1 pseudogene is annotated in these 377 nt (G+C 66.6%); it reads left to right on the top strand.

The features are described 5' to 3' along the window. Window positions 1-118 precede the first annotated feature (118 nt). Window positions 119-377: pseudogene (locus AC5RWT_RS38085) on the top strand (hypothetical protein); the annotation flags it as partial.

Here is a 377-nt window from a genome sequence, read left to right as displayed (position 1 = left end):
AGCGCGGGCTGCGCTCGAACGTCCCCGCGATCTTCATTCAAACTGGAGCGGAACGTGGTGGTCGATCCCGCTCGGACTGGTCCAAACCGTGGGGCAAGTCCCCGCCGGACTGGACCTCGTGGAAGATAGCCCGGGCTGGGAAGAGGCCACCGCGATCCCGGTCCGTGGGGTAGGCCGGACTTACGAGATCCACACGGCCGATGACTGGATCCGTTTGTGCCGCTCCTTTCCGCTCGACGTCACCGCCGCGCGCCGTCATGACTGGTACTGGGCAACCGGTAGGGACGGCCGATGGGTAATCCCCGACTGGGAGCAGGTCGCTCGCGAATGGGACGCGGTGCACCTCACCGTCCTGGGGTACCTCAGCGGTGCTACCC

The sequence above is a fragment of the Arthrobacter sp. Dra40 genome (assembly GCF_059091905.1).
Note: the sequence above shows the minus strand (reverse complement) of the source record. Positions and strands in the feature narration are given on the sequence as shown.